General features: G+C 34.9%; 23 protein-coding genes and 1 tRNA gene. 12 read left to right on the top strand and 12 right to left on the bottom strand.

Translation table 11 applies throughout. The features are described 5' to 3' along the window. Positions 1 to 249: 249 nt before the first annotated feature. The gene (locus AABM59_RS09705) at positions 250 to 702 is read left to right on the top strand and encodes a hypothetical protein (protein ID WP_338408769.1); all 453 of its coding nucleotides are present in this window, start codon (positions 250 to 252) and stop codon (positions 700 to 702) included. A 100-nt stretch (positions 703 to 802) separates the two neighbouring features. Here AABM59_RS09705 and AABM59_RS09700 read toward each other — a convergent pair whose 3' ends face one another. The 5 genes from AABM59_RS09700 to AABM59_RS09680 all read right to left on the bottom strand — a co-directional run bounded on the left by AABM59_RS09700 (position 803) and on the right by AABM59_RS09680 (position 4,054). Further along, on the bottom strand, positions 803 to 1,603 hold the full coding sequence (locus AABM59_RS09700; protein WP_338408768.1) for a TPM domain-containing protein: 801 nt from the start codon (positions 1,601 to 1,603) through the stop codon (positions 803 to 805). Next, complete coding sequence (locus AABM59_RS09695) at positions 1,603 to 2,040, bottom strand: TPM domain-containing protein (protein WP_338408767.1); 438 nt, start codon at positions 2,038 to 2,040, stop codon at positions 1,603 to 1,605. The genes AABM59_RS09700 and AABM59_RS09695 overlap by 1 nt, the downstream gene beginning before the upstream one ends. A 40-nt stretch (positions 2,041 to 2,080) precedes the next feature. Further along, positions 2,081 to 2,674, bottom strand: coding sequence for a LemA family protein (locus tag AABM59_RS09690; protein WP_338408766.1), 594 nt, complete (start codon positions 2,672 to 2,674; stop codon positions 2,081 to 2,083). 70 nt (positions 2,675 to 2,744) lie between these two features. Then, positions 2,745 to 3,077 carry a MerR family transcriptional regulator gene (locus AABM59_RS09685; protein WP_338408765.1) on the bottom strand — a complete coding sequence of 111 codons (333 nt, stop codon included), beginning with the start codon at positions 3,075 to 3,077 and terminating at the stop codon, positions 2,745 to 2,747. After that, positions 3,077 to 4,054, bottom strand: a complete 978-nt coding sequence (locus AABM59_RS09680; RefSeq protein WP_338408764.1) for a M23 family metallopeptidase — start codon at positions 4,052 to 4,054, stop codon at positions 3,077 to 3,079. The genes AABM59_RS09685 and AABM59_RS09680 overlap by 1 nt, the downstream gene beginning before the upstream one ends. Positions 4,055 to 4,353: 299 nt before the next feature. Here AABM59_RS09680 and alaS point away from each other — a divergent pair, with 299 nt between their 5' ends. Together alaS and AABM59_RS09670 are read left to right on the top strand one after the other, a co-directional pair. Continuing rightward, positions 4,354 to 6,981, top strand: a complete 2,628-nt coding sequence (alaS, locus tag AABM59_RS09675; protein ID WP_338408763.1) for an alanine--tRNA ligase — start codon at positions 4,354 to 4,356, stop codon at positions 6,979 to 6,981. A gap of 84 nt (positions 6,982 to 7,065) precedes the next feature. Continuing rightward, positions 7,066 to 8,022 carry a GSCFA domain-containing protein gene (locus tag AABM59_RS09670; protein ID WP_338408762.1) on the top strand — a complete coding sequence of 319 codons (957 nt, stop codon included), beginning with the start codon at positions 7,066 to 7,068 and terminating at the stop codon, positions 8,020 to 8,022. Positions 8,023 to 8,089: 67 nt separating this feature from the next. Here the strand turns inward: AABM59_RS09670 and AABM59_RS09665 are convergent, their stop codons facing one another. Genes AABM59_RS09665 through AABM59_RS09655 form a run of 3 tightly spaced genes read right to left on the bottom strand, consistent with a single transcriptional unit; the run spans position 8,090 to position 10,853 of the window. Further along, positions 8,090 to 8,623, bottom strand: coding sequence for a DUF4136 domain-containing protein (locus AABM59_RS09665; RefSeq protein WP_338408761.1), 534 nt, complete (start codon positions 8,621 to 8,623; stop codon positions 8,090 to 8,092). Positions 8,624 to 8,641: 18 nt separating this feature from the next. Next, positions 8,642 to 10,624 (bottom strand): urocanate hydratase, encoded by a 1,983-nt coding sequence (locus AABM59_RS09660; RefSeq protein ID WP_338408760.1) that lies wholly within the window; start codon positions 10,622 to 10,624, stop codon positions 8,642 to 8,644. Between the two features lie 52 nt (positions 10,625 to 10,676). Then, positions 10,677 to 10,853, bottom strand: coding sequence for a DUF5522 domain-containing protein (locus AABM59_RS09655; protein ID WP_338408759.1), 177 nt, complete (start codon positions 10,851 to 10,853; stop codon positions 10,677 to 10,679). 770 nt (positions 10,854 to 11,623) lie between these two features. Here AABM59_RS09655 and AABM59_RS09650 point away from each other — a divergent pair. From AABM59_RS09650 to hemL, 3 genes are read left to right on the top strand one after another with little or no spacing between them, the layout of a single operon-like run. Further along, entirely contained in the window at positions 11,624 to 12,529 is a 906-nt protein-coding gene (locus tag AABM59_RS09650; RefSeq protein WP_338408758.1) for a pyridoxal-phosphate dependent enzyme, read from the top strand. Further along, a complete protein-coding gene (locus tag AABM59_RS09645) occupies positions 12,522 to 13,391 on the top strand; it encodes a glucosaminidase domain-containing protein (RefSeq protein ID WP_338408757.1) in 870 nt (289 codons plus the stop codon). Before AABM59_RS09650 ends, AABM59_RS09645 begins: the two co-directional genes overlap by 8 nt. A gap of 42 nt (positions 13,392 to 13,433) precedes the next feature. Continuing rightward, entirely contained in the window at positions 13,434 to 14,720 is a 1,287-nt protein-coding gene (gene hemL, locus AABM59_RS09640; RefSeq protein WP_338408756.1) for a glutamate-1-semialdehyde 2,1-aminomutase, read from the top strand. 57 nt (positions 14,721 to 14,777) lie between these two features. On the opposite strand, the gene AABM59_RS09635 is transcribed toward hemL, so the two are convergent. From AABM59_RS09635 to AABM59_RS09620, 4 genes are all read right to left on the bottom strand, one after another. Further along, the gene (locus AABM59_RS09635; protein ID WP_338408755.1) at positions 14,778 to 15,239 is read right to left on the bottom strand and encodes a hypothetical protein; all 462 of its coding nucleotides are present in this window, start codon (positions 15,237 to 15,239) and stop codon (positions 14,778 to 14,780) included. A gap of 547 nt (positions 15,240 to 15,786) precedes the next feature. Further along, on the bottom strand, positions 15,787 to 17,310 hold the full coding sequence (nadB, locus tag AABM59_RS09630; RefSeq protein WP_338408754.1) for an L-aspartate oxidase: 1,524 nt from the start codon (positions 17,308 to 17,310) through the stop codon (positions 15,787 to 15,789). Continuing rightward, positions 17,310 to 18,239, bottom strand: coding sequence for a quinolinate synthase NadA (gene nadA, locus AABM59_RS09625; protein ID WP_338408753.1), 930 nt, complete (start codon positions 18,237 to 18,239; stop codon positions 17,310 to 17,312). The genes nadB and nadA overlap by 1 nt, the downstream gene beginning before the upstream one ends. A 481-nt stretch (positions 18,240 to 18,720) precedes the next feature. Then, the gene (locus tag AABM59_RS09620; protein ID WP_338408752.1) at positions 18,721 to 19,851 is read right to left on the bottom strand and encodes a bifunctional methionine sulfoxide reductase B/A protein; all 1,131 of its coding nucleotides are present in this window, start codon (positions 19,849 to 19,851) and stop codon (positions 18,721 to 18,723) included. Between the two features lie 268 nt (positions 19,852 to 20,119). Here AABM59_RS09620 and idi point away from each other — a divergent pair, with 268 nt between their 5' ends. The 6 genes from idi (at position 20,120) to AABM59_RS09590 (ending at position 22,968) form a co-directional block, all read left to right on the top strand. Beyond that, positions 20,120 to 20,647, top strand: a complete 528-nt coding sequence (gene idi / locus AABM59_RS09615; protein WP_338408751.1) for an isopentenyl-diphosphate Delta-isomerase — start codon at positions 20,120 to 20,122, stop codon at positions 20,645 to 20,647. Positions 20,648 to 20,655: 8 nt separating this feature from the next. Next, on the top strand, positions 20,656 to 21,066 hold the full coding sequence (locus AABM59_RS09610; RefSeq protein WP_338408750.1) for a 6-carboxytetrahydropterin synthase: 411 nt from the start codon (positions 20,656 to 20,658) through the stop codon (positions 21,064 to 21,066). Continuing rightward, positions 21,066 to 21,521 carry a peroxiredoxin gene (locus tag AABM59_RS09605; protein ID WP_338408749.1) on the top strand — a complete coding sequence of 152 codons (456 nt, stop codon included), beginning with the start codon at positions 21,066 to 21,068 and terminating at the stop codon, positions 21,519 to 21,521. Before AABM59_RS09610 ends, AABM59_RS09605 begins: the two co-directional genes overlap by 1 nt. A gap of 2 nt (positions 21,522 to 21,523) precedes the next feature. Continuing rightward, the gene (locus AABM59_RS09600; RefSeq protein WP_338408748.1) at positions 21,524 to 22,492 is read left to right on the top strand and encodes a type I phosphomannose isomerase catalytic subunit; all 969 of its coding nucleotides are present in this window, start codon (positions 21,524 to 21,526) and stop codon (positions 22,490 to 22,492) included. 57 nt (positions 22,493 to 22,549) lie between these two features. After that, positions 22,550 to 22,819, top strand: coding sequence for a hypothetical protein (locus tag AABM59_RS09595; RefSeq protein ID WP_300100232.1), 270 nt, complete (start codon positions 22,550 to 22,552; stop codon positions 22,817 to 22,819). Between the two features lie 75 nt (positions 22,820 to 22,894). Continuing rightward, a tRNA-Thr gene (locus AABM59_RS09590) sits at positions 22,895 to 22,968 on the top strand. Positions 22,969 to 23,096: the final 128 nt, after the last annotated feature.

Below are 23,096 nucleotides of genomic sequence, written 5' to 3'. Positions count from 1 at the left end.
TGATGAAGAAAACACCGTTTTAAAGCGGTATGCGATGTTCTCATTAATTTATAAAGTCAAGAATTTTGGAGGTATGAAGGAAAAATCAAAACAAAATGAAAAAGAGTCTAAGAAAATAAATCGCGATGAGGATTGATTTTGGGTTCTAATAATTTTTGAGGATTGAAATAGTATGTTTTTATTAAATTGCTATTAAACCTATTTAAAGTTTTAAGGTCTAAAAGACTATAACTTAAATAAAAACCCAAAATGAAAAAATTAATTATTGCTGTATTATTAGTTATTAGTGTTTCTGTTTTTGCTCAAAAAAACGAAGTAAAGAAAGGTAAATCTGGAAATGGGAATAAAGAAATGAGGTCTCCTGAAGGAAGAGCAGAAGCTCGTTTGAAATCCATGACAGCCGATTTGAATTTGGATGCCAATCAACAAGCTCAAATGAAACAAGTTATTGCAGAACAAACTGCAAAAAGGGAAGCCAAGAAAGCGGAAAGAATGGCTGGCCAAGAAAAAGCGAAGCCTTCAAAAGAAGAACATAAAGCTATGAAAGCGAAAAGAAACGAAGATATCGCTATAATGGATGCTCGTGTTAAAGCGATTTTAGACCCATCTCAATTTGAAAAGTATAAAGCGAATGAGGAAGCTAACAAAGCCAATATGAAAGAAAAAGGAAAAAAAGGGAGCGATAACGCTGGTGATGAATAAATTCATTCATTATTAAATTATTAAAAAAGTCCCAAACTTGAAACTATCAAGATTGGGACTTTTTTCTACTTAAAAATAGGTTTTTTTTAAATGTTATTTGTTACCAGCCACCGCTACTTCCTCCGCCAGAGAATCCCCCACCACCGAAACCACCACCAAAGCCTCCTCCACCAAATCCACCACCAGATGATCCACCACCGAAACCACCACCGCTGTTTCTTCCCAAACTACTTAAAATAAGTACATCAATCAAACTCGGTCCGCCACCAGAATTTCCAGAATTTCCTCCATTGTTTTTGTTTCTAGAAATCAGAACAAGTAGTATGATAGCTATAATTATAATTGGTAAAACGGGGAAATCTTTTTCTTTGGTTTGTTTTCGTTCGCCTTTGTATTTGCCTTTGAAAACATCAAAAAGGACATCGACCCCTCTGTCTAAGCCGTTATAATAACTTCCAGCTTTAAATTCTGGAATGATAATATTCCGGATTATTTCGCCTCCAATTCCAGCTGTCAATCGATCTTCAAGCCCGTATCCCGGATTGATGGCAATTTTTCTTTCGACTTTTGAAACTAAAATAATTACGCCATTATCTTCTTTTGCTGTTCCTCCAATTCCCCAGGTTTGTCCCCATTTTGTTGCTAACTGACTAACATCTTCGCCTTTCAGACTTTCGATGGTAACAACAACAATTTGAGTGGTGGTTGAATCGGAATACCGAATTAGTTTTTCTTCTAATTGGGCTTTTTCACTAGCGCTTAAAACATTGGCATAATCATAAACCGAAGTTTGAAAACTCGGTTTTTCAGGAATCTTAAATTGGGCAAAACTGATTTGTGTAAATAAAAAACAAACGAGAATTTTCAGTAAAATGGGAGTGTTTTTTTTATATGAAGTCATTATCCTTTTGATATTTCGTTTGATAATTCATTGGTGTCACCTTCTTCATAAGGAAAGTGTTTTTTCAATTGCATACCAGCTTTAGTGATTCCGTCAATCAATCCTTGCTTGAATTTTCCTGTTTTGAAATGAATTGCCATTGCTTCTTTTGTACTGACCCAGAAGTCATCGCTAACCACGTCGTTAATGCCTTGATCTCCACAAACAACGAATTTTTTGTCGGCAACGGCAAGATAAATCAAAACTCCGTTTTTGAGCTGGGTTTCATCCATTTTCAATAAATGAAAAACTTCCAAAGCCCTGTCAAAAGGAACTTTGGAGGTTGTTTTTTCGATATGAACTCTAATCTCGCCAGAAGTCTCTTTTTCAGCCATACGAATAGCTTCAACAATTTCTTGTTCTTCTTCTTTGGTTAAAAACGCTTCTGCTTTTGACATTTTATCTCTATTTTAAATTTCCCTTGGTTGATAGAAGTCTTTAGAATTTTACTTCAACGGGCTTTTCAGCTCCAGCAACCGATTGAAAATAAGCTTTTTCTATGAAACCAAACATTCCAGCAAATAGTGAATTTGGGAATGTTTTAATATGAGTGTTATATGGCATAACTGCTTCATTAAAACGAGTTCTGGCTGTTAGAATTTGGTTTTCAGTACTTGCTAATTCGTCTTGTAATTTCAAGAAATTGGCATTGGCTTTCAGTTCAGGATAGCGTTCTACAGATACTAATAATCTTGATAAAGAAGAAGATACTCCGGACTGGGCTGAATTAAATGCCGCTAATTGTTCTGGTGAAATATTAGTTGGATCTACAGTTGTTGAAGTCGCTTTGGCTCTTGCTTCTATTACAGCAGTCAAGGTGCTTTTTTCAAAATCTGCAGCGCCCTTTACGGTATTTACTAAGTTTCCGATTAGGTCATTTCTTCTTTGGTAAGATGTTTGAACATCACCCCAAGTTTGCTCCACGGTTTGGTTCAAAGTTACTGCTGTATTGTTGATTCCTTTAACCCAGCTGTAAATTCCTATTACAAATACTGCTACAATAATCCAAGGTAAAAATTTTTTAAAGTCCATTTTTGTTTAATTTAAAGTTTAATATTTAGTTTTTAATTGTTATTCTATTTCTCTTCTGAGGTTAGGGGGATTATAGTTCGTTTTTAATATTCGTCAACTGCACTTTTATCGTTTCAAGTTTGCTGATAATATCAAATTTGTCTAAGGTTTTCTTTTGCCCTTCTTTCAAATGAGTTCTGGCTCCTTCGAGCGTGAAACCTCTTTCCTTTACCAAATGATAAATCAATTGCAGGTTTTTTACATCTTCAGGTGTGAACATTCGATTGCCTTTTGCATTTTTCTTTGGTTTTAGAATGTCAAATTCGTTGTCCCAAAATCGAATAAGTGAGGCATTTACATCAAATGCCTTGGCTACTTCGCCAATACCGTAATATCTTTTGTTTGGTGATAATTCTATATGCATTAGTCTAATGATTGATTTTCTTGGTTGGCTATTTTAGAAATGGCAACATATTCCACCGCCGAAATATTTCCATAATAAAAATTAAGTGGATTAACAGCTCTTTTGTTTTTGTGAACTTCATAGTGCAAATGAGGCGCCTCACTTCGTCCTGTACTCCCCACATATCCTATTATGTCGCCTCGTTTTATGCGTTGTCCGGGTCTACATTTGTATTTACTTAAATGGGCATACAAAGTTTCGTAACCATAGCCATGCCGAATCACGACATGATTTCCATATCCAGAGGACTTACTGTCGGCTTGAACAACAACTCCATCACCAGTTGCGAAAACCGGAGTGCCAGTTTTGGAAGTAAAATCCATTCCTTCATGCATTTTTCTTGCCTTGGTAAACGGATCGGTTCGATAACCAAAACCCGAAGCCATTCGTTTCAAGTTTTCATTTCTCACAGGTTGAATGGCAGGAATTGCAGCTAATAAATTATTTTTCGCTTTTGCTAATTTTAAAATATAATCTAACGATTTAGATTGAATAGCCAATTCTTTGCTCAGAACATCAACCCTTTTCGTGGTATTTAAAACCAATTGGGAGTTGTTGTATCCTTCTAATTCTTTGTATCTATTGATGTTACCAAGACCAGTTTTTCTTTCTTCGTCCGGAATAGGTTCAGCATTAAAATAAACGCGATACAAATTATTATCTCTGTCTTCTATAGCCGAAATAACATCATCAACCTGATCCATCTTTTTGTTCAAAACAGCGTAATTCAATTTTAGGTTTTCAATTTCCCTGGCTTGCACCAATTCTTTTGGTGTTTGAAAATAAGGAGTGTTCAATAAAATAACTAAACCCAAAAAACCAAACAATGCAGATGCTAATAAAAACAAGGTTGCAACCCCAAATTTTATTCTCTTTCTTGTTATTATTTTTCGATATGCCAGATTTTCGGTATCGTAATAATATTTTATTTTCTCCATATTTTAAAATACCCTATTTTTGCACATTGAAAAAAGTTAGTCGAACAAATTTAATAAATGTTTCATTTGTTCTGCCCTTTTTTTAATAATAAATATTTTAATGTAACTTTTCCAGCTATTCGTTTAGTGTGTCACTGTGAGGAACGAAGCAATCTCATCAAAAGAAAGATGCCTTCTTCTAAAGAAGTTCACGGAAAACTGCTAAAAATTAGAGTAAAGTGAAGTAATCGGGGGTAAAAAACAATCAAATAATAAAAAAAACTTTGTGCCTTAGCGCCTTAGTGGCAAATAAAACAAAAATGAAATCACAAGACGTCCGTAAACAGTTTCTAGATTTTTTCGAGAGCAAAGGACATTTAATTGTTCCATCTGCTTCAATAGTTCTTAAAGAGGACCCAACCTTGATGTTCAACAACTCAGGAATGGCTCAGTTTAAGGAATATTTTTTGGGGAACGGAATTCCAAAAAGCAAAAGAATTGCCGACACTCAAAAATGTCTTCGTGTTTCTGGAAAACATAACGATTTAGAGGAAGTAGGAATTGACACCTATCACCATACCATGTTCGAAATGCTAGGGAACTGGTCTTTTGGCGATTATTTCAAAAAAGAAGCTATCAATTGGGCTTGGGAATTATTGACCGAAGTGTACAAAATCCCAAAAGATATTCTTTACGTTTCCGTCTTTGAGGGGAATGCCGAAGAAAATGTGCCTTTCGACCAAGAAGCATACGACATTTGGAAAACTTTAATTTCCGAAGACCGAATTATTCTTGGAAACAAAAAAGATAATTTCTGGGAAATGGGAGATCAAGGTCCCTGTGGTCCTTGTTCCGAAATTCACGTGGACATTCGTTCTGCTGAAGAAAAAGCCTTAGTTTCAGGAAAATCTTTGGTCAACAATGACCATCCTCACGTGGTGGAAATTTGGAACAACGTATTTATGGAATTCAACCGTAAAGCGGATGGTTCACTCGAAAAATTACCAGCGCAACACGTCGATACCGGAATGGGATTTGAAAGATTGTGTATGGTTTTGCAAGGTGTCCAGTCGAATTATGACACCGATGTTTTCACGCCAATCATTCAACACATCGAAAAAATAACCGGAGCAAAGTATACCATTAAAGCGAAGGACGAAGAAGAAGAAAAAATTAACATTGCCATTCGCGTGATTGCGGATCACGTTCGTGCCGTGGCCTTTGCCATTGCCGATGGACAATTGCCATCAAATACCGGAGCTGGTTATGTGATTCGCAGAATTTTGCGTCGTGCCATTCGTTACGGATTTACATTTTTGAATACCAAAGAAGCTTTCATTTACCAATTGGTGGAAACTTTAAGTAACCAAATGGGAAGTTCATTTCCGGAAATTGTTTCCCAGAAAAATTTGGTTATGAATGTGATTCGTGAAGAGGAAAATTCTTTTTTAAGAACCTTGGATCAAGGATTACAATTGCTCGAAAACGTCCTAAAATCAAACGAAGGAATCACAGTTTCCGGGCAAAAGGCCTTTGAATTGTATGACACTTTTGGTTTTCCAATTGATTTAACCGCCCTTATTTTAAGAGAAAGAGAATTCGAATTAGACGAAGCTGGTTTTGATAAGGCGATGCTGGAACAAAAAACGCGTTCTCGAGCTGTATCTGAAGTTTCTACCGAAGATTGGGTTACTTTAATTACTGGAAATGTGGAAACATTTGTGGGTTATGACCAAGGTGAAAACGAAGTAAAAATTAGCCGTTATAGAAAAATTGATTCTAAAAAAGACGGAGTTTTATTCCAAATAGTTTTAGATGCAACACCTTTTTATCCAGAAGGTGGAGGGCAAGTGGGGGATAGAGGAAGTTTGGTTTCCGCTAACGAAACCATCGAAATTATAGACACTAAAAAAGAAAACAACTTAATTTTGCATTTTGCAAAAAAATTGCCAGAGAATGTAAACGGAAGTTTTGTTGCTAAAGTAAATCAGGATTTAAGGCAGTTGTCTTCTCGAAATCACTCGGCTACGCACCTGATGCATCAAGCGTTACGAAGTGTTTTGGGGACTCACGTGGAACAAAAAGGATCTTTAGTAAACCCAAATTATTTACGTTTTGACTTTTCGCATTTTGTAAAAATGACGGATGTTGAATTACAGCAAGTAGAAGATTTTGTAAACATAAGAATTCAGCAGCAACTGCCATTGATTGAAAGCAGAAGTATTCCTATTCAGCAAGCATTAGATGAAGGTGCAATGGCTTTATTTGGTGAAAAATATGGAGATGAAGTTCGTGCCATTAGATTTGGCGAAAGTATGGAATTGTGCGGTGGAATCCATGTGAAAAATACTGCCGAAATCTGGTATTTCAAGATCGTTTCCGAAGGTGCAGTTGCAGCGGGAATTCGCCGTATTGAAGCCATAACCAGCGATGCTGTAAAAATGCATTTTGCTTCCTATGAAAATACGTTAAATGAAGTAAAAGAAGCATTGAAAAACCCACAAGATATATTGAAAGCAGTTCAGTCTTTACAAGACGATAATGCAAAACTTTCGAAACAAATTGAGGCTTTTGTAAAAGAAAAAGTTAAAAATTTGAAGTCGGTTTTAACAACTGAAATCCAACAAATAAACGGGATTCAATTTCTTGCAAAACAAGTGGATTTAGATCCAAATGGCGCTAAAGATTTGGCGTATGAATTAGGGACTTTAGGAACAAATGTATTTGTAGTTTTGGCAACAGCCGAAGAAGGTAAACCAACAATTAGTTGTTATATTTCTAAAGAATTAGTTGCCGAAAAAAACTTAAATGCTGGAAATGTAGTTCGGGAATTAGGTAAATTTATTCAAGGCGGTGGAGGTGGACAACCTTTCTTTGCTACTGCTGGAGGAAAAAATACCGCTGGAATTTCAGAAGCATTAGAAAAAGCTATTGATTTTGTAAAATAGGTTAAAAAATAAAATCCTTTCAGAGTTTAAATTCTGAAAGGATTTTTAAATTTAAAAAAGGTATTTTTCAAAAAATTAAAAGTTATGAATTTCACAACCAAAATACCCATTTCAAAAACAAATTTCCCAATTGATTATTCATCAAAAATTGTTTCTTTGGGTTCTTGTTTTGCGGTAAATATGGCTGAAAAATTCGATTATTTTAAGTTTCAAAACTCATGTAATCCTTTTGGAATTTTATTTCATCCATTGGCAATAGAGAAATTAATTAAGTTTGCCGTTTCTGGAAATCAATTCACAGAGCAAGACGTCTTTTTTTATAATGAAAGCTGGCATTGTTTTGACGTACATTCGGATTTGAGCAACTCCAGTAAAGAAGAATTAATCACCCATTTGAACACAATCGTCCAATCAACACATCGACTTCTTTCTGAATCAACGCACATTATCATTACTTACGGAACGTCTTGGGCCTATAGAAATATTGAAACTAATCAAATTGTTGCTAATTGTCATAAGGTGCCGCAAAAGGAATTTATAAAAGAAATTTTATCGGTGCAAAGTGTTGAAAAATCTATTCACAATACAATTGATTTAATCGAAAAAATAAATCCCGATTGCAAAATTATTTTCACGGTTTCTCCTGTGCGCCATCTCAAGGATGGTTTTGTGGAAAACAATGTCAGTAAGTCAAATCTGTTAGTGGCCATTTATCAACAGCTACAAACTGACCACTGTAAACTGACCACTGAATACTTTCCCAGCTTCGAAATCCTGATGGACGAACTTCGTGATTATCGTTTTTATGCTGAAGATATGTTGCATCCCAATACCGTGGCGATAGATTATATTTGGCAACGGTTTTCTGAAACTACTATTTCTCAAGAAAGTCATTCAATAATGAAGGAAGTTGAAAGTATTCAAAAAGGATTATCCCACAGACCTTTTAATCCAAATTCTGCAAGTCATTTGAAATTCGGAGTCGAATTAGCACAAAAAATAATCAATATCAACTCTAGATATCCGTTTATCAAATTCTAATGTATAAAAAAACCGCAACATTGCTATTACGGTTATGGTTTATGCAAATCTAAAAGTTGAAATCTGATTACTTTTTTGTTGGCGGATATTGCGCCAATATTTTTGCAACAAATTCATTAATTCGTTCTTCTTTTTTTGTACGATTTTGAGTTAAATACCCAACTCCTTCACCTTCCCAAACCAATTCTTTTTTCTGGGCGTCAATTAAATCAACATAAAGTGTGCCTTCGGTTGAAGTACTTACGAAATTTTGACCTCCCCATAAATAAGGATTCCAGCCCCAACCCCAGCCATAACCCCATCCTAAATTAAATTGGGACACGTCGACTTGTTCTCTTTCTTTTGTAAAAATGTTGATCAGCAAGTCGGGATTTTCACTTTTACTCATTCCTTTTTTGCCGAGCTCTATGTCTATAGCATTAAGGATTCTTTTCTTGTCTAATTCTGAAATTTGCACTTTGTCAATGCCTTTTCTATGAAAAGCATACGTTTTGTATTGGCTAAAATTGACGCTTTTATCAAAATCAGAATACACACTCACGGAGCTACAAGAGCTCAAAACCAAAAGTAGTAGAATTTGAAATAATTTAATTGCTTTCATGTTTTTTAATTTAAAAGATTAAGCTTGAAACAAATTTTCGTCAACGATATTGGGAATGGTAACCTTCAACAATGGCTGAATATTCATTGCCCTTTTTATGGCGAAAATAGCGCCTTCATTTCGCGCCCAACTTCTTCTTGAAATACCGTTGTTGACATCCCAGAAAAGCATTGATTCTATGCGCTTTGAAGCCTCCTTAGTGCCATCAAGAACCATACCAAACCCGCCATTTATTACTTCGCCCCATCCGACACCTCCGCCATTGTGAATGGATACCCATGTGGCACCGCGAAAACTGTCGCCAATTACGTTTTGTATCGCCATATCGGCAGTAAAACGGGAGCCGTCATAAATATTTGAAGTTTCTCTATAAGGGGAATCCGTTCCGGAAACATCGTGATGGTCACGTCCTAAAACTATTGTTCCAATGTCTTTTTTAGCAATAGCCTGATTAAAAGCTTCGGCGATTTTCATTCTGCCTTCAGCATCGGCATAGAGAATTCTAGCAAGCGAACCCACTACCAATTTGTTTTCCTGTGCCCCTTTTATCCAACGAATATTATCTTGCATTTGCTGTTGAATTTCAGCCGGAGCTGTCTTGGCCATTTCTTCGAGAACTTCGCAGGCAATAGTATCTGTTTTTTGTAAATCTTCGGGATTTCCCGAGGCACAAACCCAGCGGAAAGGACCAAAACCATAATCAAAACACATTGGTCCCATTATATCCTGTACGTAACTTGGATACCTAAAATCGATCTGATTTTCGGCCATAACATCAGCACCTGCACGAGATGCTTCTAACAGAAAAGCATTCCCATAATCGAAAAAATAGGTTCCTTTTGCAGTATGTTTATTAATAGCATTTGTATGACGGCGCAAGGTTTCCTGTACTTTTTCCTTGAATAAATCAGGATTATTAGCCATCATATCATTGGCATCTTGAAACGAAATATCTGCGGGGTAATATCCTCCAGCCCATGGATTGTGTAGTGAAGTTTGGTCTGAGCCTAAGTCAATATGAATATTTTCGTGGTCGAATTTTTCCCAAACATCCACTACATTCCCTAGATAAGCAATGGAAACTATTTCTTTATTGGCTTTTGCCAAAGCGACTCTTTTTGCTAATTCATCAATGTTTTCGATAATCTCATTAATCCAGCCTTGACTGTGACGAATGTGTGTGATTTTCGGATTTACTTCGGCACAAACCGTGATGCAACCAGCAATGTTCCCAGCTTTTGGTTGTGCGCCACTCATTCCGCCAAGTCCTGAAGTAACGAATAATCCACCTTCGGGACTTTTTTTGATTTTTCTGAAACCATTCAAAACAGTAATTGTTGTTCCGTGGACTATTCCCTGCGGACCAATATACATATAACTTCCTGCTGTCATTTGCCCGTATTGAGAAACGCCAAGGGCATTCATTTTTTCCCAATCGTCGGGTTTTGAATAATTGGGTATTACCATTCCGTTGGTTACAACAACTCTAGGAGCTTCTTTGTGAGAAGGGAATAATCCCATTGGGTGACCCGAATAAATTGTTAATGTTTGCTCATCGGTCATTTGCGAAAGGTATTGCATCGTCAATAAATATTGCGCCCAGTTTTGAAAAACAGCACCGTTGCCTCCATAAGTAATTAACTCATGAGGATGTTGCGCTACGGCATAATCCAGATTATTTTGAATCATTAGCATAATCGCTTTTGCCTGTTCGCATTTTCCGGGATAATCTGTAATTGGCCTAGCATACATTCTATAGCTGGGACGGAATCGGTACATATAAATACGGCCGTAAGCATTTAATTCTTCGGAAAATTCCTTGATTAATTCCGAGTGATGTTGAGGTTCAAAATAACGAAGCGCATTGCGAAGTGCCAATTTTTTTTCATCAACAGAAAGAATTTCTTTTCGTTTTGGAGCATGATTTATTTCTAATTCATACTTTTTTTGAAGCGGCAATATATTTGGAATTCCTTCCTGAATTTGTTCTGTAAAGGTCATTTTTTAGTGGATTTTTTATTTAGAAACACTGCGGTAGGATTTGGAACGTTGTTTACTTCTTTATCTCTCCTGTTTTTTTATCAAACCCATAAGGGCAATGGCGACAACCGCTTTTGCAACAGTAGCCTTTTTTTAAGTGATAGTTGGAAGTAAAACATTTATAACCTTCTGGAGTATAGTAAAAATCTTCGCCTTCGATTAATTTATTATCATTATTTTGTTCAGTCATATCGACAAATTTATAAACTTATATCGAATGTTTCTAATTGTTTTTAAATATTTAATTCCAAAAGTATTTCGAGGATTAACGATATTTGCTTTTGGAGTATGCTATTTTCCAAAAGCCAGACAAAAATTTCACATAATTTAAGATAGGACACATTAACCTAATTCAGCAAAATTATGTTAAGAAGTAGAAGCAAATCACTAGAATAGCCCTAATACTTCAGCTACATACAGCAGTTGTTTTTCAGGTCTTCCGGGAGATTGTCGTTACGGCTATGGCTCATTCTTCAGCATTGGCTTCAACGGTAGCTGGTGGAGTTCGTTAGAGGGCGATACACCAAACGCCTGGACCCGCCCCCTGAGTACGATACCGGCAGTGTTTACAGAAGCGGCAGCAGTAAGAAAAACGGTTTCTCGGTGCGTTGCTTCAGAGATTAATACCCTTTGGCTCTTTTGCACTTTTACCTTTTATAAACAAATGGGGTGAAGTCCCTTTTTTTGTAAAAAGTAAAATTACAGTTCTAAACAGTATATTAGATCAACCCTATTCCGTTTGAAATAAGGTTTATGTTTTCTACTCGTTTTACTATTTCCCACAACATTTCGATTTGACCCTTCAGCATATTGTTAAATTACCTACAAAGGGAAAAATTGAAATAGGCACTAAAATAATTGTAAAAACTAGTGCTATTGATCCCCAAAAATCTTAACACGGTAAACTGAAATAAAACATTCAATTGTTTGTGTTGTATATTTGTAAAAAAACTATTTGTTTTGCAAGAAATACTAACCCAAAAAATACAATTAAACTCAAATAAAATTTCCGTTTGCATAAGACGTGAAGATTTGATTCATCCATTTGTTTCAGGTAATAAATTTCGAAAACTCAAATACAATCTGATTGAGGCCAAGGCCAAAAATCAGGATACGCTGCTTACCTTTGGGGGTGCATTTTCTAATCATATTGCTGCAGCGGCTTTCGTTGGAAAACAAAACGGATTCAAAACTATTGGAATTATTCGAGGTGATGAACTGGAAAGCAAAATCTCCGAAAACCCAACACTGAAATTTGCTCAGGAATGCGGGATGCACTTCGAATTTGTGACTCGCGAAGACTATCGCCACAAAACTGACGTTTCTTTTTTGGATAAATTAAAACAAAAATTCGGCGAATTTTACCTAATTCCTGAGGGTGGAACCAATAGTTTTGCGATTAAAGGCTGCGAAGAAATTCTGACCAAAGACGATTCCCGGTACGATTTTGTTTGTTGCGTCGTTGGTACTGGCGGAACAATTAGTGGAATCATACGCAGTAGTTTTTCACACCAAAAAGTTTTGGGATTTCCAGCATTGAAAGGTGATTTTTTAAAAAATGAAATTCGTAATTTTGTCCAGAACGAGAACTGGGAATTAATTCTGGATTATCATTTTGGTGGATACGGAAAAGTAAACCCACAATTAATCGCTTTTATAAACCAGTTTTATTTGGAAAATAAAATTCCTTTAGATCCGATATACACAGCTAAGATGGTTTTTGGCGTCATGGATTTGATCGAAAAAAATTATTTTCCTGAAAACTCAAAAATTTTACTCATTCACACCGGTGGAATTCAAGGGATTGCTGGAATAAATTTGAAACTTAAAGCAAAAAAATTACCAATAATAGATTTCAATGATTAAAAAAAATGTACTCTTGCTAATGACGGCTTTGATTTTCGTAAGTTGTAACACGAACAAGTCAGTGATTCAAACTACTCGAAAAGGCTCTAAATCTTATGATTCTGAGGTTAAAATTAAAAAATCCACTTCCCAAAACACAAATAAACATACTACTAAGACAAAATATTCCAAAAACAATGTTTCTGAAACACAAATTCTTGGAGCCACAAACAGAGTAAAAGTCACTAATGAAATAATTTTGGCATACATCAATAAATACAAAGGAGTTGCTCAATCTAATATGGGAAAATATGGAATTCCTGCAAGTATAATTCTTGGCCAAGCCATACTCGAATCAGGATCTGGAACCGGACCATTGTGTTTGTATGCAAACAATCATTTTGGAATTAAATGCCACAAAGACTGGTTGGGGGCAAGTGTAAAATATGATGATGATTCCATTGACGAGTGTTTCAGAAAATATGATAATCCATTTGATTCTTTTCGGGATCACGCTTTTTTTTTAACATCTGGATCACGGTATTCATCCCTTTTTAAGCTGGATAAAAAAGATTACAAGTCCTGGGCACAAGGCCTGAAAGATGCCGGTTATGCAACCGATACTCAATACCCTAATAAGTTAATTGGTTTAATAGAGCGTTTTCAATTGTATCAATACGACGATGTAAATTTCAAAAAAGAGAGTGTTTCATCTCAACCGTATGAACAAATTGCCGATATTCCAAGTGAATATTTAGTAATCAAAGGAGATACCTTGTATTCCATTTCAAAAAAATTCAATATTACCGTTGATGAATTAAAGAAAAAAAATAATTTTGCAGACAATACGCTTTCCGTAGGACAGAAATTGAGGGTGAAATAGAAATCTAAATTTTTATAACAATTTCAAATATCGAAAATCAAAATGAAATATAAAAGAAGTAGTCAGCTTTTTGCTGAATCAGAAAAAGTAATTCCTGGAGGCGTAAATTCGCCAGTTCGGGCCTTCAAAGCCGTTGGAGGAACGCCAATTTTTGTCAAAAGTGCCAAAGGGGCTTATTTATATGATGAAGATGGAAATAAATTAATTGATTACATCAATTCTTGGGGACCAATGATTTTGGGTCACGCTTTTGAACCCGTTGTACAAGCCGTTATCGAAAAGGCTAAAATGGGAACTTCTTTTGGAATGCCAACAGAAATTGAAACTCAAATCGCAGCTTTGGCAGTTTCTATGGTTCCAAATATTGACAAAATTAGATTTGTAAATTCAGGTACCGAAGCTTGTATGAGCGCCGTTAGATTAGCTCGTGGATTTACTAAAAAAGATAAAATTATCAAATTTGCCGGTTGCTATCACGGTCATTCCGATTCGTTTTTAATACAAGCCGGAAGTGGAGCCATAACTTTTGGAACGCCTAATAGTCCGGGAGTTACCGCAGGAACAGCTAAGGATACTTTGCTGGCAAGATACAATGATTTAGAAAACGTGGCGGCTTTAATCGACGCCAATAAGAACGAAATAGCGGCAATAATTGTAGAAGCTGTTGCAGGAAACATGGGCTGCATTCCACCAAACAAAGGTTTTCTGGAAGGCTTGCGTCTAATGTGTACAGACAACAACATTCTCTTAATTTTTGATGAGGTTATGACCGGATTTAGACTTGCTAGAGGTGGAGTTCAGGAATTGTTCAACATTAAAGCTGATATTGTTTGCTTCGGAAAAGTAATAGGGGGTGGCTTGCCAGTAGGTGCTTTTGCTGCTAAAAACGAAATAATGAATTATTTAGCTCCACTTGGTCCCGTTTATCAAGCAGGAACTTTGTCGGGAAATCCATTGGCTATGGCGGCTGGATTAGCAATGTTGAAAGCACTGGATAGTGATCCAGCTATTTTTAAAAGATTGGAAGAAAAAACAGCTTATTTGGCTGCAGGAATTGACAAGGTTTTAAAAGAAAACAATGTTGCTTTTACAATTAACCGAATAGGATCAATGGTTTCGGTACATTTTGCTGCTGAGCCAGTTGTTGATTTTCAAAGTGCTGCAAAAGGAGATAATGAAACCTTCAAAAAATTCTTCCACGGATTATTGAATGAAGGAATTTACATTGCTCCATCAGCTTATGAAACCTGGTTTATCACCGATGCCCTTTCTTACGAGGATCTCGATTTTACCATTAAAGCCGTTGACAAAGTGTCTAAGACTTTTTAATTTATATACTCTTTGGTTAAAACAAAAACTTCCGGTCAAGCCGGAAGTTTTTCTATTTTAATTATTTTTTTTATGATTAGGCATCCCTTCGTGATTTCTTCTCTGAAATTTTTCTTGGTGTTTTTCTTTCATCTCATTCCATTTTTCAAATTGCTCTGCCGACAATATACTTTTCATTTTATCTTTCATCGCAATTTGTTCGTCAAACATTTTGTTTTTCATTTCAAAACGTTCATCAGCCGTTGGTTTTTTCTGGTCAGCTTTCTTCTCCATTCTCTCCGTTTTCATAGCTTCCCGCCTGACACTTTTATTAGCAATTATTTTTTTAAATTGTTCTTGCTGTTTGGAATTCAAGTCTAATTCCAACGTCATTTTTTTTAACATTAGTTGATTTTGTTGTTCTGTAGACATTTTTTCCATTGCTGGTCTTCTGTCGGGTCTGTTTTTCATTTCTTTTTTGTCTTGCGCAAAAGCTGCTATTCCAACAACTAGTAATGTGGCAATAATTAAATTTTTCATTTTTTTTCATTTTAAGTTATGGTTATAAGACCTGAATAGATTTTAAAGGTTTAACCGTTAGCACAAGTTTAGTATTCATTTTTATGGGGTAAATATAATTGTATTCATTTTTTTAAATAGTATTTAAACTATTCAGGAGTTTTATAAGAAATTCAAAACCTATTTTATTACGCATATAATCACCAAGCGCAACGACAATAAAAAGATTTAATAGTGAGAATTTTAACCAAAATATTGTATTTTTTTTGTAACGGCACCCCAGGAATTAAGTAAGTCTAAATCTATTTTGCATAACTGATTTATAATTGTTTAAGATTTTTTGATGGGTGTTTAATTCATAGAACAAATGCAAAAATGCTTTTTAATTTTAATTAAAACATGACCATAATCATGTAATTTTAGGAAGAGAGTTTTAGTGTGTTTTAATGAATTATTATAAAATGTATTTTGCTATAAAGTTTAGCAAAAAAAACCTTATGGTTTACTAGATTGGAGTAGTATTGTAAAAAACAATAAATTTATTTTTGAATCCGCCATTAAATTTAAACTAATTAAATTTTACAAAACCTCCTCGATTTTCAGTCCTTTCAATAGATTGCTGAACGATTAATTGACCGATGACTATCAAGTTATACAATTCCCATAAATTAGCTCTAACTTGGTAGTTTTTTGTTTTTTCTTCGATTTCATCTTGCCAATGATTCAATTGATTTTTTGCTGCGATTAAATCAGAGCCATTACGAACAATTCCTGCATTTTGGCGCATTAAAAGTTGTAATTTAGCTTTCATTTCATCAATATATACTGGATTTAAAATTGGTTTTTCAATCATATTCCAATCCGAAACTGTATCTCTGAATTGACTGTTTTTGAAAGAAGTATTGGCTAAATAGGTGTATATTTTATCGGAATAAACCAAGGCTTCCAATAAGGAATTGGATGCCAATCTATTCGCTCCGTGCAAACCTGTTCGAGAGCATTCGCCACAGGCAAATAAATTTTCAATGGAAGTTTTTCCAGTTTTGTCTACCACAATTCCACCACAGAGGTAATGCTGCGCAGGAACTACAGGAATCCAGTCTTTCGCAATATTAATTCCAACGCTTTTGCAATGCTCGTAAATCATTGGAAAATGTTTTACAAAATCCTCCAAATCTATATGGGTACAATCTAAATAAACGCATTCGTCACTTGATTTTTTAAGTTCCAAGTCGATGCTTTGAGAAACAATATCACGGGAAGCTAAATCACCTCTTTCGTCGTAATCTAGCATAAATCGATGGCCGTTTTTGGTTCGTAGATAAGCACCAAAACCACGAACTGCTTCAGAAATCAAAAACGAAGTTCCCGTAGAAGCATCATATAAAGCCGTTGGGTGAAATTGTATAAATTCCATTTCCTTAATTTCTGCTTTTGCGCGGAAAGCTATAGCAATACCATCACCTGTAGCAATTACTGGGTTTGTTGTATGTCCATAAAGGTGTCCGATGCCGCCAGTAGCAAGCAAGGTAAAATCAGAATGAAAGGTGTATATGTCTTTTGTTTTTTGATCCAAAACATAAGCGCCCAGACAACGATTTTTTTCTATAATTAGGTCAAAAGCAAAGTGATGGTCTAGAACCGTAATATTCTTTTTTTGATGTACTTGACTTAAAATAGCACGTTCAATTTCTTGGCCAGTTTGGTCTTTATGATGAACGACTCTATTTTCAGAATGTCCGCCTTCTTTACCCAAATTTAAATTTCCATTAGTGTTTTTGTCGAATTTTGCTCCCCATTCAATTAGTTCTTTCAATCGTTTTGGTCCTTCAGCAATAACCATTTCAACCACTGATTTATCACACAATCCGTCACCACAAATCAGGGTGTCTGCAATATGTTTTTGATAGGAATCTCCGTCTTTGTCTGAGACAATTGCGATTCCACCTTGCGCATATTTGGTATTCGATTCGTCTTCGTTGGCTTTAGTAACAATAGTAACTTTTTTATCTGGAAATTGTTCGGCAATTTTAACGGCAAAAGTCAAACCTGCAACTCCGGAACCTATAATTAAGTAATTGGTGTGGATCATTATTTAGATAATTCAAGCATTCTTTCAATAGGAATCAATGCCTTTTTCATAATATCGGCAGGAACGTTAATTTCCGGACTTTCATTAAGCAAACAGTCATACACTTTTTGCAAAGTATTCATTTTCATATAACCGCATTCACTACAAGCACAAGTATTGTCGTCTTTTGCTGGTGCAGGAATTAATATTTTATTTGGGACTTCCTGTTGCATTTTATGAAGAATTCCAGCTTCTGTGGCAACAATAAATTTATAGTTTGGATCTGTTTTTACGAACTCAATCATCCCAGCAGTTGAACCAATATAAGTGGCAGTTTTTAGAATATGAGTTTCCGATTCAGGGTGTGCAATTATTTTTGCATCTGGATTTTCTTTATAAAGTGCAATCAATTTGTCAAATGAAAAAGCTTCGTGAACCACACAAGAACCATCCCATAGCAACATGTCGCGTCCCGTTTTTTCTATGATATATTTTCCTAAATTTTTGTCTGGAGCAAAAATAATTGGTGTGTCTTTCGGAATCGATTCCACAATTTTTATGGCGTTTGATGAAGTGCAAACTATGTCTGTCAATGCTTTTACTTCGGCAGAGCAATTCACGTAAGTAATGACTATATGATCAGGGTGAGATTCTATAAATTTCTTAAATAAATAGGGTGGACAAGATTCTGCAAGGGAACAACCTGCATTCAAATCGGGAAGAATAACTTTTTTAGTAGGGTTTAAAATTTTTGCAGTTTCTGCCATAAAATGCACGCCTGCAAAAAGGATAATGTCGGCATCTACTTTCATTGCTTCTTGTGATAAACCAAGACTATCTCCTACATAATCGGCAACATCCTGAATTTCAGATTCTTGATAATAATGTGCCAATATGACTGCATTTTTCTCTTTTTTCAATTCCAATATTTTTTCTTTAAGGCTTTTCATTATCAATACATTTTAATTTTATAGACATAAAGATCTTTAGTCGCAATTAGTAAAAAACATCTCTGCAAAGGTACACTTATTTGAAAAATAATGTACTTTAAAACCACTCTGAATTTTCATTTTTAGAATGGAATAAAAAATTATCAACGTCATAATAATGTTTTATTAAAGGGTTTAATGGCATGATAATTTGCAGGTTTTATTCGAACTTCTTATACCATATTTGTTGATTATATTTATAATTAATTATTTTATGACAACAAATGTGCATCGACCTATTTTAAAAAATTGGCCATGCTAATTCACGATTTTTTGGGATACAATTCGATGGTAATATCGTCTAATGATATTTTAATAAGATAAATTTTCCTTTTTTGTGCGGAACCATTTGTGATTATGATAACCAATAAAAGTATTGTTAGGAGGGTTTTTTAAGTCGTTTTGAAATAAGGATTTTGTTTACTTTGTGGAGAGAGTTTTATTAATTGAATTTAAGATTTGTTTTTAATCGATCCTTGAAAAGCTTCTCGAATTTTTCAATTTTTGGTTGGATTACCATTTGGCAATACGGTTGACTTTTGTTGTTCTGATAGTAATTTTGATGGAAGTCCTTGGCTTTGTAAAATTGATTAAGGGGTTCTATTGTTGTTACAATTGAACTATTATATACCTTGTCTTTTTCCAAGGCGTTGACTATCGCTTGTGCCGCTATTTTTTGTTCCTCGGTTGCGTAAAATATAACGGATCGATATTGAGTTCCCACATCTCCACCTTGCCGATTTAAGGTTGTTGGATCATGAACAGTAAAGAATACTTGGAAAATCTCATCTAAACTGGTAATTGTATTCTCATATGTAATTTGAACCACTTCGGCATGACCGGTTGTGCCAGAACAAACCTCTTCATATGTGGGATTGACTGTTTTTCCTCCCGCGAATCCTGAAACTACTGATATTACTCCTTTTAGTTGTTCGTAAACGGCTTCTACACACCAATAACAACCGCCACCTAATGTTATTGTTTCAACATTGTTTGTGCTGTTGTTTTCTAAAATTACTTTATCTGGAACAAAATCCAATGCAATGGAATTCATACAATATCTTTTGCCCGTAGGAGCTGGTCCGTCGTCAAAAAGATGGCCCAAATGACCGTCACATCTTCCGCAAAGCGCCTCAATTCTTTTCATTCCGTAAGAGTTGTCTTCTTTGTACACCACACTGTTTTTATTTTCTTGCTCAAAAAAACTTGGCCAACCACAACTACTAGCAAATTTCTGGTCAGATCTAAATAATTTATTACCACAAGCGGCACAAAAATAAGTTCCTTTTACATCAGAATCCCAAAGTTTTCCAGTGAATGCTCTTTCCGTATCGGCATTTCTTGAAACAGCATACAAATCTTCGGGCAACACTTTCTTCCATTCGGCGTCAGTCAGATTGAGTTTTGTAGTGTCGGTATTTGAATAATACGGATTCCCTGGTTTGCTTATTGAATTTTCCATTTTTGAATTTTTTGTAATATAGTTTTGTTTTTTTGTTGTTTGTCCACAAGCTTGAAACATAAATAGCGACATCAAGAACAGGAGGATTCGAATTTGGATTGTTGTTTTCATATTTATTTTATTTTATACTCCAAGAACATAAGATGCTTGACCATGAAAATGTCGGATACTTTACATATAAATTATTGTTTGGGCAAAATTTAACTGCTTGCCTAACGAATCAAAATAGTTTTACCTTTAGAATAGTACATAATTTTGGATATATTTAAGATCATAAAATTAGTGTTTTAGAAAATTAAACAGGCGTTAAACTTTTCACAAACTTTATACAACACTAAAATTAATTTCTTTTTTCGTAATTTTGACAAGCTAAAAATATATGAAAGAAGAAAACGTAATATTGGTTAATATAAAAGATGAGCAAATAGGATTGATGCCTAAGCTCGAAGCACACGAGAAAGCAGTTTTACACCGTGCATTTTCTGTATTTGTGTTAAACAAACAAAACGAAATTATGCTCCAGCAGCGCGCGCATCAAAAATACCATTCTCCTTTGTTATGGACCAATACCTGTTGTAGTCACCAGCGTGAAGGAGAAACTAATATTCAGGCTGGGAGTCGCAGATTACATGAAGAAATGGGTTTTAAAACTGGTTTGAAAGAACTGTTTCATTTTATCTATAAAGCGCCATTTGACAATGGGCTAACAGAGCATGAACTCGATCATGTTATGATAGGATATTATGAAGGTAACCCGATAATCAATACAGAAGAAGTAGAAAATTGGAAATGGATGCCTATTGAAGACATTAAAAATGACATGCAGGTACATCCCGAAATTTATACTATTTGGTTTAAAATTATTTTTGATAAATTTTACCATTTTTTAGAAGATCATAAATCATAAATTATACGATGAGAGTAACTATATCAAGAAAGGCACATTTTAACGCAGCACACAGATTGTATCGAAAAGATTGGACTTTTGAGCAAAATGATGCTGTTTTTGGGAAATGTAATAACCCTAATTTCCATGGACATAATTATGAATTGATAGTAAGTGTTACCGGTAAAATCAATCCTGAAACTGGTTATGTGATGGATATTAAAGATTTAAGTGATTTGATTTTTGAAGAAGTCGAAAAACCTTTCGATCATAAAAACTTGAATCTTGATGTTCCTGAATTTGAAAATCTAAATCCTACTGCCGAAAACATTGTGGTGGTGATTTGGAATAAAATCAGAAAAAGAATAAAAACCGAATTTGATTTGGAGGTAGTTTTGTTCGAAACACCGCGAAATTTTGTAACTTATAATGGGAAATAATGGCACTACAAGTAGGGGATAAAATCCCCAATTTTTCAGCAAAAGATAGTAATGGAAATGATTTTGACAGCATGTCAGTAGTTGGCAAAAAATCAGTTGTTTTTTATTTTTATCCAAAAGACAATACTCCCGGCTGTACAGCTCAAGCCTGTAGTTTTAGAGATCAATATGAAGATTTTAAATGTTTGGGAGCAGAAGTCATAGGAATTAGCAGCGACAGCGTTAACTCGCATCAAAAATTCGTCAGTCAACATAAATTGCCATTTATTTTGCTTTCGGACAACGATAAAAAAATCAGAACTCTCTTTGGAGTAAAGCCTAATTTATTTGGATTGCTTGCTGGGAGAGTGACTTATGTGGTTGATAAAAACGGCATTATTCAATTAATTTTTGATAGTATGTTGGCGACAAATCATATTCCCAGAGCACTAGAAATGATTAAGAAATTAGTGTAAATATGAATTCTAATATATATCCATTAGAATTTGAACCCATTTTAAAAGAAAGAATCTGGGGCGGAACTAAGTTGAAATCAGTATTAAACAAGTCCGTTTTTTCGGATATCACAGGTGAAAGTTGGGAAATATCTACCGTTGAAGGCGATGTAAGTATTGTAGCTAACGGCGTTTTGACTGGAAAATCGCTCAACGATTTGATAGATTTAAATCCCGAAGGCATTTTAGGAACTAGTGTTTATAAAAAATTTGGAAAACAATTCCCCCTTCTTTTCAAATATCTCGATGCACGCGAAGACTTATCAATACAAGTTCATCCTAACGATGAATTAGCTAAAAAACGCCATAATACTTTTGGGAAAACAGAAATGTGGTACATTATGCAGGCCGATGAAGATGCCCGTATAACTGTTGGTTTCAAAGAAAAATCCAATCCTGGAGAATATCTGGAAAAACTAAAAAGCAAAACCCTTATTTCTATTCTTGATGATGTAAAAGTAAAGGAAGGCGATGTTTTCTTTTTGGAAACTGGAACTGTTCACGCCATTGGTGCGGGATTAGTTGTTGCCGAAATCCAACAAACATCTGACATTACCTATCGAATTTATGATTTTGACCGACTTGATGCCAACGGAAATTCACGAGAATTACATGTTGATTTAGCTCTGGAAGCAATCAATTATAATAAAATTGATACTTATAAAAAATATGATAAATCATTAAATCAATCGAATCCTGTAGTAGACTGTCCTTATTTCACTACTAATTTACTTCCGTTAGAAGGGAAAGTACTCGTGAACAAAACAGAGAGTTCATTTACGGTGTATATGTGTGTTGAAGGTGGTTTTGAAATTGAATATGAAAGTGCTAAATTTCAATATATAAAGGGAGATACCGTTTTAATTCCAGCAGCCTTGAAATCATTCGTGATTACTGGAAAAGCTTCGATTCTAGAAATTTATATTTCATAGTCGGTAATAGAAAGATTATATGTACTTTTGCAATCGCAAATTAAAATTAAAAATAAAATGGCAAACGTTAAAAATTTAAAGAAAGACATCAACTATGTTTTAGGAGATATTATTGAAGCAGTTTACTTGTTTGAAATTACAACAACAGGAAAACCAACAACAGAAACCAATGCTTTAATTGATGAAGCTATTGCTGCTTTTGATACGTTGATTACTAAAGTAAACGCTAAAAAAGTAGAAGATAAGAAAGCCCACTTCAAACAAATCAATGTTGAATTGGAACAAACTGCAAATCAATTGATTGCCAAAATCAACGATTTACAGTAAAAAAAAGTCAGCAAAAAGGCTTGAATTAATTTGTAAAATTCAATATCAAACTTATATTTGCAGACGAAATAAGTCGCCAGCGTAGCTCAGTTGGCTAGAGCAGCTGATTTGTAATCAGCAGGTCGTGGGTTCGAGTCCCTCCGCCGGCTCAATCAGAAAACCGTAAGTTTAATCACTTGCGGTTTTTTTTGTTATGAAAATTAATGAGACGAGCCAAGGATTTTTAGGATTCTGAGTAAAATAAAGGATCAATCCCAAAACCTGTGGAGCAGTAAAA

The sequence above is a fragment of the uncultured Flavobacterium sp. genome (assembly GCF_963925185.1).
GTDB lineage: Bacteria > Bacteroidota > Bacteroidia > Flavobacteriales > Flavobacteriaceae > Flavobacterium.
This window is presented reverse-complemented; position numbering and strand designations above follow the sequence as displayed.

Bases quoted from the DNA above. Each gene is read 5' to 3' on its own strand.
- AABM59_RS09705 (WP_338408769.1), top strand. From the start codon at position 250: ATGAAAAAATTAATTATTGCTGTATTATTAGTTATTAGTGTTTCTGTT.
- AABM59_RS09700 (WP_338408768.1), bottom strand. From the start codon at position 1,603: ATGACTTCATATAAAAAAAACACTCCCATTTTACTGAAAATTCTCGTT.
- AABM59_RS09695 (WP_338408767.1), bottom strand. From the start codon at position 2,040: ATGTCAAAAGCAGAAGCGTTTTTAACCAAAGAAGAAGAACAAGAAATT.
- AABM59_RS09690 (WP_338408766.1), bottom strand. From the start codon at position 2,674: ATGGACTTTAAAAAATTTTTACCTTGGATTATTGTAGCAGTATTTGTA.
- AABM59_RS09685 (WP_338408765.1), bottom strand. From the start codon at position 3,077: ATGCATATAGAATTATCACCAAACAAAAGATATTACGGTATTGGCGAA.
- AABM59_RS09680 (WP_338408764.1), bottom strand. From the start codon at position 4,054: ATGGAGAAAATAAAATATTATTACGATACCGAAAATCTGGCATATCGA.
- alaS (WP_338408763.1), top strand. From the start codon at position 4,354: ATGAAATCACAAGACGTCCGTAAACAGTTTCTAGATTTTTTCGAGAGC.
- AABM59_RS09670 (WP_338408762.1), top strand. From the start codon at position 7,066: ATGAATTTCACAACCAAAATACCCATTTCAAAAACAAATTTCCCAATT.
- AABM59_RS09665 (WP_338408761.1), bottom strand. From the start codon at position 8,623: ATGAAAGCAATTAAATTATTTCAAATTCTACTACTTTTGGTTTTGAGC.
- AABM59_RS09660 (WP_338408760.1), bottom strand. From the start codon at position 10,624: ATGACCTTTACAGAACAAATTCAGGAAGGAATTCCAAATATATTGCCG.
- AABM59_RS09655 (WP_338408759.1), bottom strand. From the start codon at position 10,853: ATGACTGAACAAAATAATGATAATAAATTAATCGAAGGCGAAGATTTT.
- AABM59_RS09645 (WP_338408757.1), top strand. From the start codon at position 12,522: ATGATTAAAAAAAATGTACTCTTGCTAATGACGGCTTTGATTTTCGTA.
- hemL (WP_338408756.1), top strand. From the start codon at position 13,434: ATGAAATATAAAAGAAGTAGTCAGCTTTTTGCTGAATCAGAAAAAGTA.
- AABM59_RS09635 (WP_338408755.1), bottom strand. From the start codon at position 15,239: ATGAAAAATTTAATTATTGCCACATTACTAGTTGTTGGAATAGCAGCT.
- nadB (WP_338408754.1), bottom strand. From the start codon at position 17,310: ATGATCCACACCAATTACTTAATTATAGGTTCCGGAGTTGCAGGTTTG.
- nadA (WP_338408753.1), bottom strand. From the start codon at position 18,239: ATGAAAAGCCTTAAAGAAAAAATATTGGAATTGAAAAAAGAGAAAAAT.
- AABM59_RS09620 (WP_338408752.1), bottom strand. From the start codon at position 19,851: ATGAAAACAACAATCCAAATTCGAATCCTCCTGTTCTTGATGTCGCTA.
- idi (WP_338408751.1), top strand. From the start codon at position 20,120: ATGAAAGAAGAAAACGTAATATTGGTTAATATAAAAGATGAGCAAATA.
- AABM59_RS09610 (WP_338408750.1), top strand. From the start codon at position 20,656: ATGAGAGTAACTATATCAAGAAAGGCACATTTTAACGCAGCACACAGA.
- AABM59_RS09605 (WP_338408749.1), top strand. From the start codon at position 21,066: ATGGCACTACAAGTAGGGGATAAAATCCCCAATTTTTCAGCAAAAGAT.
- AABM59_RS09600 (WP_338408748.1), top strand. From the start codon at position 21,524: ATGAATTCTAATATATATCCATTAGAATTTGAACCCATTTTAAAAGAA.
- AABM59_RS09595 (WP_300100232.1), top strand. From the start codon at position 22,550: ATGGCAAACGTTAAAAATTTAAAGAAAGACATCAACTATGTTTTAGGA.